Consider the following 13,620-nt stretch of genomic DNA (forward strand, 5'->3'; position numbering starts at 1 on the left):
CCCGGGGAATTCCTGTGTGACGACGGTGCCCCGGGTACGGCCGACGGATCGGCCGCACCCGGGGCACAGGGACGAGCCGGGGAGGACTCAGTGGTCCCCGCTCGTGGGCATGTTGAACGAGGCCCCGGAGATGCTCTCGGGCTCCGGGAAGCGCTGCGTGACCACCTTGCCGCGCGTGTAGAAGCGGATGCCGTCCGGACCGTAGATGTGCAGGTCACCGAACAGCGAGTTCTTCCAGCCGCCGAAGGAGTGCCACGCGACCGGCACCGGGATCGGCACGTTCACGCCGATCATGCCCACCGTGACCTTGCGCTGGAACGTGCGGGCCGCCGCGCCGTTCTGCGTGAAGATCGCGGTGCCGTTGCCGTACGGGTTGGCGTTGATGAGGTTGATGGCCTCCTCCAGCGAGTCCACCCGCAGCACCACGAGCACCGGCCCGAAGATCTCCTCCTCGTAGGCGGCCATCTCGTGGCGCCCCTGGTCGATGATCGTGGGCCCCACGAAGAAGCCCTCCTCGTGGCCGGGCACCACCAGGTCGCGGCCGTCCAGCACCAGCGCGGCGCCGTCCTGCTCCGCCTCGGTGATGATGCGCGTGATGCGCTCCTTGGCCTGCGGCGTGATGACCGGGCCCATGTCCGAGCCCTTCTCCATGCCGTTGCCCACGGTGACGCCCTCACCCAGGGCCTTGACCTTCTCGATCACCCGGTCCGCGGCGTCGCCCACCGCCACGGCCACGGAGATGGCCATGCAGCGCTCACCGGCGGAGCCGAAGGCCGCGGCGTTGAGGTGCTCGGCGGCGTTGTCCATGTCCGCGTCCGGCATGATCACCGCGTGGTTCTTCGCCCCGCCCAGCGCCTGGACGCGCTTGCCGTTGCGGGTGCCCGTCTCGTAGACGTACTTGGCGATGGGGGTGGAGCCCACGAAGGAGATCGCGTCCACGTCCTCGTGCGTGAGCAGCCCGTCCACCATCTCCTTGCCGCCGTGCAGCACGTTGAACACGCCGTCCGGCAGACCTGCCTCCTTCCACAGGCGGGCCAGGAGCATCGCGGCGGAGGGGTCGCGCTCGGAGGGCTTGAGGATGAACGTGTTGCCCGCGGCGATTGCGACCGGCGCCATCCACAGGGGCACCATCACGGGGAAGTTGAACGGGGTGATTCCCGCGACCACGCCGAGCGGCTGGCGGAACGAGTAGACGTCGATGCCGGTGGAGGCCTGCTCCGAGAACTCCCCCTTGAGGTGCTCGGAGATGCCGCACGCGAACTCCACGACCTCCAGGCCGCGGCCCACCTCGCCCTTCGCGTCCGAGAAGACCTTGCCGTGCTCGGAGGTGATGATCTCCGCGAGCTCGTCCGTGTGCGCGTGCACCAGTTCGCGGAATTTGAAGAGGATGGCGGTGCGCTTGGCGATCGAGATGTCGTTCCAGGACTCGGCAGCCTTCTTCGCGGCAGCCACCGCGGCCTGCAGGTCCTCGGGGGAGCCGATGTGCAGGGAACCGGTGGCCTGGCCGGTCGCCGGGTTGAAGACGTCCTGGCGGTCCTCTCCCGCCCCGGCGACCTCCTGGCCGTCGATGAAGTGCAGGATCTCAGTGGTCATGTGCTTCTCCTAACTGAGCAGCGGGCGCTGCGTGGACTTCTGGGCGTGGTAGGTCTGGTAGGCCTCCTGCGTGGAGGCGAGTTCGGACACGCTCGTGACGGGGACGTCCCACCAGGACTCGGAGGACGGCGCGTCCGCCTCGAGCAGCGTGTCCACGTGGATCAGCACGGGGCCCGACCCTTCCGGCAGGGCCTTCGCCGCGGCCACGGCCTCCGAGAGGTCCGCCCCCGTGTTCTCACCCGGTGCCACGCGGATCACGCGCACGCCCAGGGACTCGGCGTTCGCGGCGAGGTCGATGGGCAGGGTGTCCCCGTGGTCGAAGCTGTGTTGCTTCTCGTCCAGGTAGCGGTACTTGGTGCCGAAGCGCTGCGAGCCCAGGGACTCGGACAGCGCGCCGATGGACGCGTAGCCGTGGTTCTGCAGCAGCACCACGATCAGCTTCAGGCCCTCCGCCACCGCGGTGACGAGCTCGGTGTGCATCATGAGGTACGAGCCGTCCCCCACGGTCACGACGACGTCGCGGTCCTCCCCGTGGTCGAGCACGGCCCGTTTGACGCCGAGCCCGCCCGGGATCTCGTAGCCCATGCACGAGTACGCGTACTCCACGTGGTAGCCGAAGGGGTCCTTGACGCGCCACAGCTTGTGCAGGTCACCGGGCAGGGAGCCCGCGGCGCAGATCACGACGTCGTGGTCGTCCATGGCCTCGTTGACCCGCCCGATCACCTCGTTCTGGGACATCACCGGGCGGAAGCGCTCGGCGAACGCGGTGTCCGCGATGTCGTCCCAGCGCTGCTTCTGGGCGCCGATCTCGGTGCTCAGGGCGTCGCTCACGCGGATGCCCTCGGAGGCCGCGTTCAGCGCGACGAGTGCCTTGCGGGCGTCGGCCACCATGGGCACCGTGGAGCCGTGCTTGAAGGCGTCGAAGCTCGCCACGTTGATGTTCACGAAGGAGACGTCCGGGTTCTGGAACGCGGTGCGGGAGGCGGTGGTGAAGTCCTCGTAGCGCGTGCCGATCCCGATCACGAGGTCCGCGTCCCGCACGAGCGCGTTCGCGGCGGTGGAACCCGTGGAGCCTACCGCGCCCACGCACAGGGGGTGGTCCCAGTCCATGACGCCCACCCCGGCCTGCGTGTACGCCACGGGGATCCCGGTGGCCTCCGCGAACCGGCGCAGCTCGTCCTGCGAGAACGCGTACGCCACGCCGCCACCGGCGATGATGACGGGCTTCTCGGCGGAGCGGATGCGCGCCACGGCGGCGCGGACGTCCACGTCCTCCGGCTCCGGGCGGCGGATGCGCCACTCGCGGGGTGCCAGGAACTCGTCCGGGACCTCCACGGCCTCCGCCTGGACATCCTGCGGCAGGGAGATCACCACGGCACCGGTCTCCACCGGGTCGGTCAGCACGCGCATGCCGTTGAGCAGCGCGGAGAAGACCTGCTCCGGGCGCCACACGCGGTCGAAGTAGCGGCTGACTGGGCGGAAGGCGTCGTTGACCGTGACGTCGTAGGCGTCCGGGCGCTCGAGCTGCTGCAGCACCGGGTCCGTGGCCCGGGTGGCGAACACGTCCGAGGGCAGCAGCAGGGCGGGCAGCCGGTTGGTGGTGGCGAGCGCCGCGCCGGTGACCATGTTCGTGGAACCCGGCCCGATCGACGTCGACACCGCGAAGGTCTGGCGACGCCGCGTGTGCCGGGCGTAGCCCACGGCCTGGTGCACCTGGGCCTGCTCGTTGCGGCCCTGGAAGTAGGGCATCAGCTCGGGTTCGAGCTCCTGGAACTGGCGCAGGGCCTGGCCCACGCCCGCCACGTTGCCGTGGCCGAAGATGCCGAACGTCCCCGGGATCGTGCGCTCCCGGAAACGGGTGCCGGCGATCTCGTCCACGGTGTACTGGTTGCCCAGGAACTTCACGACGGCCTGGGCGACCGAGAGCTTCTGTGTCATGTTCGTCTCGATTCCTTCAGGAGTGCAGCAGGGAGGCTGCGGTGGCCACGGCCCCGGCGACGTCGCCGTCCTCGGGGTAGAGCAGGGTGCGTCCCACGGTGAGTCCCTGGACGCCCGGCAGCGCGAGGGCCTCGGCCCAGGTGGCGAAGACCTCGTCCGGTGAGCCGGTGGGGTCCCCGCCGAGCAGCACGGTGGGCAGGGTGGTCGCCGCCATGACGCGCTCCATCTGTGGCACCACGGGCAGCTTCATCCACGTGCGGGCGCTGCTCGCACCGAGGCCCGAGGCGATCGCGGCGGAGCGGATCACGGCCTCCGGGGAGAGGTCGTTGCGGATCGCTCCATTGACGGTCTCAGAGATGAACGGCTCGACCATCGCGTAGAGGCTCTGCTCGGCGAGCGCGTCCACGGCGTGGGCGGTGCTCTCCAGGGCGACGACGGTTGCGGGGTCGCCGTAGTGGATGCGGGTGAGCATCTTGCCGCCGTCCGCGCCGAGGCGCTTGAGGTGGCGTGCGGTGTGGCCGGTGAAGCGGTCGTCGATCTCGTTGACGAGCCCGGAGAGTCCGCCGCGGTTCATAGAGCCGAACACGAGCTTGCCGTCCAGCGCACCGAGGAGCAGGAGGTCGTCGAGGATGTCCGGGGAGGCCAGTACGCCGTCGACCGCGGGGTTCGCGAGCGCGGTGAGCAGGCGGTCCAGGAGGTCGCGGCGGTCCGCCATGGCATCCGCCACGCCGCGCACGGACAGGGCGCCGCGCGCCGGGTGGTCCGCGGCCACGATGAAGTTCTGGGTGCCGTGGACGGGCCGGGCGTGGGGCACGCGGGCGTCCGCGGCGCGCTGCACGGCGTCCGGGTCCTCGAGTCGGATCCGGGTGAGGTCCTCGTAGCGCGCGGGGTCCGTGGAGCCGGGAGCCGGCGGCCTGACCAGGGGCGACGTCGCGTTCATGCCTGGAACCCCCGGTCCCGTGCGGTCAGCAGGTCCATGACGTCCTGCTGCAGCGGCATGTCCTCCGAGCACGCGATGCGCGAGGCCACGATGGCCCCGGCGGCGTTCGCGAAGTCCAGCACGTGCTGCAGCGGCCAGCCGGAGAGCAGGCCGTGGACGAATGCCCCGCCGAAGGAGTCCCCGGCACCCAGGCCGTTCTTCGTCTCCACGGGCACGGGTGCGGAGATCACGGTCTCGGACGCGGTCTTGGCCATCACACCCTGCGCGCCCATCTTGACCACGGCCATGCTCACGCCGGCCTCCAGCAGTCGGTCCGCCTGCTCGTCCGGGGAACCGTCACCCACGGCGACGGCGCACTCCTCCCGGTTGCCGATGGCGATGCTCGCGTACTGCAGGTTCTTGCGCACCTGCTCGGTGGCGTCCGCCTGCGAGTCCCAGAACATGGGGCGGTAGTCGAGGTCCAGGACCGTGTGCCGGCCCTCCCCGAGCTCTTCCCGGGGGCGGGCGGCGTGGGCGTGCAGCTGGGCCTCCCGCGCCGGGGACTGCGCGAGCCCGGTCACCGTGGTCCAGAAGACCCTGGCGTCCCGCACGGCTTGGACGTCGATCTCCTCGGGGGTGATCTTCCAGTCCGGGGCGGTGGGGAAGCGGCCGTAGAAGTAGAGGGGGAAGTCCTCCGGCGGCATGATCGCGCAGAACGTGGCCGGGGTCTGGAGGCACTGCACGGGGGAGACCATGGAGTCGTCCACGCCGTAGCGGCGCAGCTCGCGGTGCAGGTACTCGCCGAACGGGTCGTCCCCGGTGCGGGTGATGACGGCGGCGCTGCGCCCGTACTTCGCGGCGGCCACCGCCACGTTGGACGGGGAGCCGCCCAGGTACTTCCCGAACGAGGTCACGTCCGAGAGCGGGACCCCGATGTCGTTCGGGTAGATGTCCACGCTGATGCGCCCCATGGTCAGCAGGTCATGGCTCACGGGCCGGTCCTTCCGTCGAACGGTTCGGGGTGGTCCCCGGTACGCGTCCAGTCTGACTCGGGGAATATGTCCTGTCAAACCTTTGTGCAGACAAAGTCGGAAATGTGTTCTAGCCTGGAGCGCACCGGACCGCTCCGGTCCCGGCCGTCCCGGTGCCACCGGCACCCGATCCGCGCCCGCCCGCGGGCGAGAGGAGCACAGCATGAAGTTCGGTGTCTACAACGCGATCCTGCACGACCTGTCCCTCGAGGACGCGCTGGACCAGGTGGCCGCGCTCGGGCTGGACGGCATGGAGGTCAGCTCCGGGGGCTTCCTGCCGCCCGTGCACCTGCCGGTGGACGAGATCCTGCGCAGCGACTCCGCCGCGCAGCGCTATCGCCGCCGCTTCGAGGACCGCGGTCTGGAGATCCTCGGGCTGAACTGCAACGGCAACCCCCTGAACCCGGACCCGTCAATCGGCCCGGAGGACGCCGAGGACATCAAGCGCTCGATCCGCGCGGCCGCCGCCCTGGGGCAGACCCGCGTGGTGACGATGTCCGGGCTGCCCGCCTCCGACCCGGGCGGGAAGTACCCGGCCTGGAACGTCAACACGTGGGGCTCCCACGCTCTGGACTCGCTCGAGTGGCAGTGGGACCGGCTCGCCGAGTTCTGGGAACCGGTGGACGCCCTGGCCCGCGAGCACGGGGTCAAGGTCGCTCTGGAGCTGCACCCCCAGAACCTCGTGTTCAACCCGCCCACGGCGGAGCGCCTCGTGCAGCGGAGCGGCGCCACGAACATCGGTGTGGAGCTGGACGCCTCCCACCTGTTCTGGCAGCTCATGGACCCCGTGGCCTGCGTGCGCCGCCTCGGGCCTCTCACGTTCCACGCCGCGGCCAAGGACATCCGCATCAACCGCGAGAACTGCGAGACCGCCGGCGTGCTGGACGAGCGCTTCCGCCGCCTCGCCCCGGACGAGCAGCGCACGTCCCTGGGCGGGGACGAGTACGTCAACGAGTGGCCGCGTGAGTCCTCATGGGACTTCGTCACCGTGGGCGTGGGTCACGACGCCGGCTACTGGGCCGAGTTCCTGCGCGCACTCTCCGAGGTGGAGCGGTCCACGGGGGAGACCATGTGCGTGAACATCGAGCACGAGGACGTCTCCATGTCCGCGCAGGACGGGCTGCGGATGGCCGCGGACACCCTGCGCGAGGCCGCGGAGCTCGCCGGGCTGCGGTAGGAGCGGCCCCAGGGGACGACGCCGCCGGCCCCCGTCCGCGCCGCCCAGCCCGACTCCCTGCCTGCCGGCCCCCGCCCTCGGCCCCCAATGCCCGCCGCATTTGCTCCGTTGTTGCAGATTTTGTGCCGTTCAGCTGCATTTGCTTCACTGCACAGCGCGTGAACTGGGCCGGGCGGGGGTGGCTGCGCCGTCGCCCCGGGCCTCGGCCGCCCCAGCCGGTCGACGCGAAGCAGGAGCCTGCTCATGTGGGCAGCGTGCGCTTAGGGTGAGGCCATGGCCTCCCACCCCTTCGACCTGGACCGGATCGGCCGGGACCTGCCTTTCACGGCGTCGGTGCCGCGGCTGCGGGAGGCGCTGCGCGGCGGCGTCGCCGTGGTCCAGGCGCCACCCGGCACCGGCAAGACCACCGTGGTGCCGCCCGTCGTGGCGGACCTCGTGGCCGCGGGAGATGAGGCTGAGCCGAACGCGGGCCGCGTGGTCGTCGTCCAGCCCCGCCGGGTCGCAGCACGGGCCGCCGCGCGCCGACTTGCCGCGCTCACGGGAACCACGGCGGGCGACGTCGTCGGCTGGAGCGTGCGCGGTGAGCACCGGACGAGCGCGCGGACCCGCGTGGAGTTCGTGACCCCCGGCATCATGCTGCGCCGCCTGCTGAGCGAACCCGAGCTGCCCGGCACGGCGGCGGTGGTGCTGGACGAGGTGCACGAGCGCGGCGTGGAGTCGGACCTGCTCGTGGGGATGCTCGCGGAGCTGCGGCAGCTGCGCGAGGACCTGGTGCTGGTGGCGATGTCCGCGACCGTGGACGCCGCCCGGTTCGCCGCGCTGCTCGGCGGGGACGAGCCCGCGCCGGTCGTGGACTGCCCCTCCGCACTGCACCCGCTCGACGTCGTGTGGGAACCCGGGCCGCAGCGGCTCGACGAGCGCGGCGTCACCCCCGCGTTCCTCTCCCACGTGGCCCGCGTGACGGCCCGCGCCCACACCCGCGCGCTCGCCGAGGACCCCTCCGCGGACGCGCTCGTGTTCCTGCCCGGTGCCCGCGAGGTCGCCCGGGTCGCCGCGGAGCTGCGCGCCCCGGGCGTGGAGGTCCTCGAACTCCACGGACAGCTCCCGCCCCGCGAGCAGGACCGCGCGGTGGCCGGGCGCGCGCCGGGGGACCCGCCGCGCATCGTGGTGGGCACGTCCCTCGCGGAGTCCTCGCTGACGGTGTCCGGCGTGCGGCTCGTCGTGGACTCGGGGCTCGCGCGCCAGCCGCGCCGGGACGCCGGTCGGGGAATCTCCGGGCTTGTGACGGTCTCGGCGTCGAAGGCCTCCGCGGAGCAGCGGGCGGGCCGCGCGGCACGCCAGGGGCCGGGCACCGCCGTGCGCTGCTACGACGACGCCGCCTGGGGCGCCATGCCCGCCCACACCGTTCCCGAGGTGCGCACCGCGGACCTCACGGTCGCGTGCCTGGCGCTCGCCGTGTGGGGCTCACCCGGCGGGGACGGTCTCGCACTGCCGGACCCCCTGCCCCCGCGGGCGCGGGCGGATGCCGAGGAGGTGCTGCGCGGGCTCGGCGCGACCGACGAGGGCGGCCGCGCCACCGAGCTCGGCCGCGTGCTGATGACGCTGCCCGTGGACCCGCGCTGGGGCCGCGCACTGCTGGACGGCTCCGACCTCGTGGGCTCGCGCCTCACGGCGCAGGTGCTGGCTGCCCTCTCTGACGCCCCGCGCATCCAGGGTGCCGACGTTCCCGCCCATCTCCGGGCCCTCCGCGGGGGCAAAGCGGGGGACGCCGCCCGATGGACGCGCGACGTCGCCCGGCTGGAACGGATGGTGGACGCACCGGGGACCTATGACGAGCAACGGGCGGTTGAAGCCGGCCCGCCCGAGGGAGCCGTGCCTGCCGAGTCGCGGGAGGGCGCCGTCGTCGCGCTCGCCCGGCCCGAGTGGATCGCGCGCCGCGTGGACGCGAGTGGTGACCAGTGGCTGCTGGCCTCCGGGACCCGCGCGGGCCTGGAGGCGGGCAGCCCGCTGCGCCACCACGAGTGGCTCGCCGTGGCGGAGCTCAGCCGTGCCGCGGGTCGCGCGGCCGCCGGGACCGGTGCCGTGATCCGGGCCGCCGCGCCGCTGGACGCGGACACCGCTCAGCTCACCGCCGGGACGCTCGCCCGCGAGGAGACGAGGGCGAGCTTCGCGAACGGCCGCGTGCTCACGCGCCGCGTGCGAGCGGTGGGCGCGATCGAGCTCTCGGCCACCCCGGTCACCGCGGACCCCGAGACCGGCGGCGCCGCGGTCCGGGACGCGCTCGTCCGGGACGGTCTGGACCTGCTGCCCTGGGACGACGCCGCACGCGCCCTGCGCGCCCGCCTCGCCCTGCTCCACCGCCACCTGGGCGAGCCCTGGCCCGCCGTGGACGACGCCGCCCTGGTCGCCTCCCTGGACACGTGGCTCGGCCCCGAGCTGCGGGACCTCGCCCGCGGCGCCTCCTTGCGCTCGATCCGCGTGGCGGACGCCCTGCGCCGGCTGCTGCCGTGGCCCGAGGCGGCGCGTCTCGACGAGCTCGTCCCGCACCGGTTGGCCGTCCCCAGCGGGAACACCGCTCGGATCGACTACCCACCGGTGTTCTCGGACGCAGAGCCCGAGCAGCCGCCCGTGGTGGCGGTGAAGCTGCAGGAGTGCTTCGGGTGGGCGGCGACCCCGCGCGTGGTGGACGGTCGCGTGCCCGTGCAGTTCCACCTGCTGTCCCCGGGCCGCGCGACGCTCGCCATCACGGACGACCTCGCCTCCTTCTGGTCCGGCCCGTACGCCCAGGTCCGCGCGGAGATGCGCGGGCGCTACCCCAAGCACCCGTGGCCGGAGGACCCCTGGAACGCGGTGGCCACGGCGAAGACCTCGCGGGCGCTGCGCCGGGAGCGCTGAGGGGAGGCCCGTTTGAGTTGCCCCTGTGACGTGCGTTACGGTGAAAGCACCGTTTCTGCCCGTGCGCGCCACCGAGCGCGCGGCAGCTCCACCCATCCACCTGATGACGTGGCGCCGCCGGGCACCAGACTGGCGGCCGATCCCGCACCCACCGCTCCACCTCCGGGTGGGTCCGGCGCGTCGGCCGACCCGCGCCATCCCACCACTCGCGCACCACCCGGTGCGCCGCCGCACGCCCCGCCCGTGACACGCTGGGCCGAGCGGCCGTTGCCGGGACCGTGCCCGAGGACCGCGGGGGCGTGTCCGTTCTCAGACACAGATCGCGAAGTGAGACCATGACCACGTTTGCCGACACCGAAGCCGACACGATGACCATCGACCCGACCGACATGCCCACCGTGGGCCCCGAGCTCGCCCGTTCGTGGCTGCTCGTCAACGGCTCCCACACCGAGCGCTTCGACGTCGCCGCGCAGAGTGCGGCGGACGCCGTGGTCCTGGACGTCGAGGACTCCGTGGCCCCGGCGGACAAGGCCCAGGCCCGGGAGAACGTCATCCAGTGGCTCGGCCGCCGCGGCGAGAACGGCCAGTACAACCGTGCCTGGGTCCGCATCAACGGCTTCGGCACGGCGTGGTGGGAGGACGACCTCCGCGCCCTGCGGGACGTCCCCGGCCTGGACGGCGTGATGCTCGCGATGACCGAGTCCCCGGAGCACGTGACCCGCACCGCGGAGATGCTGCGCGGCACCCGGATCGTCGCGCTCGTGGAGACCGCCCGCGGCGTGCAGAACCTGCAGGACATCGCCACGGCCCGCTCCACCTACCGCCTGGCGTTCGGGATCGGCGACTACCGCCGTGACACCGGTTTCGGCGAGAGCCCCACGGCGCTGGCCTACACACGCTCGCAGTTCACCATCGCCTCCCGCGCGGCGAACCTGCCCGGCCCCATCGACGGTCCGGCCGTGGGCGCCCTCGGTGCGAAGCTCGCGGAGGCCGCCGGCGTGACCCTGGAGTTCGGCATGACCGGCAAGCTCTGCCTCATGCCCGAGCAGACCGCCACGGTCAACGAGGGCCTCTCCCCGTCTCTGAACGAGCTGTCCTGGGCCACCGAGTTCCTGCAGGAGTTCGAGGCAGACGGCGGCCAGATCCGCAACGGCTCCGACCTCCCGCGCCTGGCGCGCGCCCGCAAGGTGCTGGGCCTGGCCACGGCGTTCGGCATGCGCCTGCCGGAGGGCTACGACATGCACTTCGAGGCCCCCACGGACACCTACCACTGCTGAGTCCGCTCGTAGAACGAACGACGCCGCTCAGCACGAACGACGCCCCGCACCGGGAAGGTGCGGGGCGTCGTTCGTGTGAGGCAGAAACGGATCAGACCGTCCCGGCGGGGGCGTCCCCGGCAGCGGCGGCCTTCGCCGCGGCGGCGGGATCGGCCTGCTCCGGGTGGCGCACGAGGCGGATGGTCTCGTCGAACTCGCGGTCGATCTCCGGGTCACCGCGGTAGGTGAGCAGGGACACGACGATCCCCACGATCCCGCCCAGGAAGAAGCCGGGGATGAGCTCGTAGAGGTCGCTCCACGGGGTGAACTGCCAGGTGAACACCGTCACGGCACCCACGAGCATCGCGCTGATGGCGCCCGCGTTGGTGAGCTTGCGCCAGAACAGGCTCATGAGCACCACGGGGCCGAACGCCGCGCCGAAGCCGGCCCACGCGAAGCCCACGAGGTCCAGGATCGTGGAGTTCTGCTCCCACGCGAGGGCCGCGGCGACGAGCGCCACGAGCAGCACGCCGGCGCGGCCGAGCCACACCTGCGCCTTGGGGGAGGGGCGGCGCTTCACGGCCAGGTTGTAGAGGTCCTCCACGAGTGCGGAGGACGAGACGATCAGCTGCGAGGAGATCGTGGACATGATGGCCGCGAGCACGGCGGCGAGCACCAGGCCGGCGACCAGCGGGTGGAAGAGCACCTGGGACATGTCCAGGAAGATGGCCTCCGGGTCCGTGGGCTCCTGGCCGGGGCGGTTGCCGTAGTAGGCGATGCCCACGAGCGCCGTGCCGATGGCGCCGAGCACCGTGAGGACCATCCAGCCGATGCCGATCCGGCGCCCGGCCTTCGCATCCGCCGGGGTGCGCAGCGCCATGAAGCGCACGATGATGTGCGGCTGGCCGAAGTAGCCCAGGCCCCACGCGAGCGAGGAGATGATGCCCACGGCGGTGCCGCCCGCGAACAGGGACAGCGCGTTGGGCTTCACGTTCTCGATCTCGGTGATCATCTCACCGGGCCCGCCCACCAGGAAGATGCCCACGATCGGCACCATGAGCAGCGCGGCGAGCATCAGCAGGCCCTGGAAGAGGTCCGTGTAGGACGCCCCCAGGAAGCCGCCGAAGAACGTGTAGAGCACGGTCACGCCGGCCACCAGGAGCATGCCGGCCAGGTAGCTCGTGCCGAACGAGGACTGGAAGAACACGCCGCCGGCCACCATGCCGGAGGACACGTAGAACGTGAAGAACACCAGGATGATCAGCCCGGAGATCACGCGCAGCATCCGGGTGCTGCCCTTGAGTCTGTTGTCCAGGAAGGAGGGGATGGTGATGGAGTTGTGGGAGACCTCCGTGTACGCGCGCAGCCGCGGCGCCACGATCTTCCAGTTCACCCACGCGCCGATGGTCAGTCCGATGGCGAGCCACGCCTCCACCAGGCCGGAGAGGTACACCGCGCCGGGCAGGCCCATGAGCAGCCACCCGGACATGTCCGAGGCACCGGCGGACAGCGCCGCCACACCGGGCTTGAGGTTGCGCCCGCCGAGCATGTAGTCGTCGAGGTTCTTGGTCTTGCTGTTGGCCCAGAGGCCGATGCAGATCATGGCGATGAAGTACGCCAGGATCGCAATGAGTTGGTACGCCTGATCGGACATGCACGTGCCTTCCGGTACGGGATGGATGGACCGCGCTCACCGGGGTGGCATGTGCGCGGTCACCAGGAGGGGTGAGTGAGGCAACACCCCAAGATACCCGCTGTGAGAGGGCCGTCACGCATCGTGTCGACGGCGCGGAGTCGGCCGCCCGAGCGGCGGCCACGGCGTGAAGACCGCCGGTTCGCGCGTCCAGCTCGCCGGGTCCCAGCGCTCGAGCACGTCCGCCGCGCGGCGCACCGGGCGTTCGATCCCGAGAGACTCCCCCAGCCATGCCAGCACGTCCGGCGTCGAATACCCCAGCTCCCGCAGCTCGCGCAGGGTCACGGCACCGTCCCGCTTGGCGAGCCGGTCACCACCCGGACCGAGGACGAGCGGCACGTGCGCGTAGGACGGAGCCGCGTGACCCAGCAGCTGCGCGAGGTACGCCTGGCGGGGTGCGGAGGGGAGCAGGTCGTCCCCGCGCACCACCTGGTCCACGCCCTGCTCGGCGTCGTCCACGACCACGGCCAGGTTGTAGGCGGGGGTGCCGTCGTTGCGCACGAGCACCATGTCGTCCACGGCGCCGGTGCACGTCCCCGCCAGTTCGTCGGTCACGGTGAACTCGCGGGTCTGCGCCCGCAACCGGATGGCGGGCGGACGTTCGGCACGACGCCGCTCGCGCTGCGCCGCGCTCAGGTTCCGGCACGTGCCGGGGTAGGCCCCGGGGATGCCGTGCGGGGCGGACGACGCCGCGTGGATCTCCCTGCGCGTGCAGAAGCACTCATACGTCAGACCCGCGTCCGTGAGGGTTCGCACCCGGTCGAGGAACTCGGGGATGCGCGTGGACTGCAGGTCCACGGGCCCGTCCCAGTCCAGGCCGAGCTCCCGCAGGTCCTCGACGTTGCGCTCGGCCGCACCCTTCTTCACGCGGTCCAGGTCCTCCACGCGCAGCAGGAACCGGCGGCCGGTGGCACGTGCGAAACCCCACGCGGCCAGTGCCGTGCGCAGGTTGCCCAGGTGCAGGTCCCCGGAGGGCGACGGCGCGAACCGCCCCGCCGGGGCGGGTGCGGTCTGGGGGCTGCGGGGGAACACGCGGCACACAGTAGCACCGGGCGCAGCGCCGCGGAGGCGCGCGTCGTCGTCGTTCTCGGGGCCCGTCCGCGCGGGAGGCAATGCGT

General features: G+C 72.1%; 9 protein-coding genes. 3 read left to right on the forward strand and 6 right to left on the reverse strand.

Features of this window, described 5'->3' with window-relative positions; genetic code table 11:
* Positions 1–87: 87 nt before the first annotated feature.
* The 4 genes from KVA01_RS06010 to iolC are packed head-to-tail and all read right to left on the reverse strand — an operon-like array spanning position 88 to position 5,442.
* A complete protein-coding gene (locus tag KVA01_RS06010) occupies positions 88–1,593 on the reverse strand; it encodes a CoA-acylating methylmalonate-semialdehyde dehydrogenase (RefSeq protein WP_141269328.1) in 1,506 nt (501 codons plus the stop codon).
* A 9-nt stretch (positions 1,594–1,602) separates the two neighbouring features.
* Positions 1,603–3,531, reverse strand: coding sequence for a 3D-(3,5/4)-trihydroxycyclohexane-1,2-dione acylhydrolase (decyclizing) (gene iolD, locus KVA01_RS06015; protein ID WP_068467935.1), 1,929 nt, complete (start codon positions 3,529–3,531; stop codon positions 1,603–1,605).
* 16 nt (positions 3,532–3,547) lie between these two features.
* Positions 3,548–4,471 carry a Cgl0159 family (beta/alpha)8-fold protein gene (locus KVA01_RS06020; protein ID WP_068467937.1) on the reverse strand — a complete coding sequence of 308 codons (924 nt, stop codon included), beginning with the start codon at positions 4,469–4,471 and terminating at the stop codon, positions 3,548–3,550.
* The gene (gene iolC / locus KVA01_RS06025; protein ID WP_233438781.1) at positions 4,468–5,442 is read right to left on the reverse strand and encodes a 5-dehydro-2-deoxygluconokinase; all 975 of its coding nucleotides are present in this window, start codon (positions 5,440–5,442) and stop codon (positions 4,468–4,470) included. Before iolC ends, KVA01_RS06020 begins: the two co-directional genes overlap by 4 nt.
* Before the next feature lie 202 nt (positions 5,443–5,644).
* On the opposite strand from iolC, the gene KVA01_RS06030 reads away from it, so the two are divergent.
* The 3 genes from KVA01_RS06030 to KVA01_RS06040 all read left to right on the forward strand — a co-directional run bounded on the left by KVA01_RS06030 (position 5,645) and on the right by KVA01_RS06040 (position 10,830).
* Positions 5,645–6,658, forward strand: coding sequence for a sugar phosphate isomerase/epimerase family protein (locus tag KVA01_RS06030; protein WP_068467941.1), 1,014 nt, complete (start codon positions 5,645–5,647; stop codon positions 6,656–6,658).
* Positions 6,659–6,931: 273 nt separating this feature from the next.
* Complete coding sequence (hrpB, locus tag KVA01_RS06035) at positions 6,932–9,553, forward strand: ATP-dependent helicase HrpB (protein ID WP_068467648.1); 2,622 nt, start codon at positions 6,932–6,934, stop codon at positions 9,551–9,553.
* A 368-nt stretch (positions 9,554–9,921) separates the two neighbouring features.
* Positions 9,922–10,830 (forward strand): HpcH/HpaI aldolase/citrate lyase family protein, encoded by a 909-nt coding sequence (locus tag KVA01_RS06040; protein ID WP_218023600.1) that lies wholly within the window; start codon positions 9,922–9,924, stop codon positions 10,828–10,830.
* 91 nt (positions 10,831–10,921) lie between these two features.
* On the opposite strand, the gene putP is transcribed toward KVA01_RS06040, so the two are convergent.
* Positions 10,922–12,463 (reverse strand): sodium/proline symporter PutP, encoded by a 1,542-nt coding sequence (putP, locus tag KVA01_RS06045; RefSeq protein ID WP_068467644.1) that lies wholly within the window; start codon positions 12,461–12,463, stop codon positions 10,922–10,924.
* A gap of 114 nt (positions 12,464–12,577) precedes the next feature.
* Positions 12,578–13,534 (reverse strand): tRNA glutamyl-Q(34) synthetase GluQRS, encoded by a 957-nt coding sequence (gene gluQRS / locus KVA01_RS06050; RefSeq protein WP_141269332.1) that lies wholly within the window; start codon positions 13,532–13,534, stop codon positions 12,578–12,580.
* Positions 13,535–13,620 lie beyond the last annotated feature (86 nt).

It is taken from the genome of Kocuria varians (assembly GCF_006539885.1).
Classification (GTDB): domain Bacteria; phylum Actinomycetota; class Actinomycetes; order Actinomycetales; family Micrococcaceae; genus Kocuria; species Kocuria varians.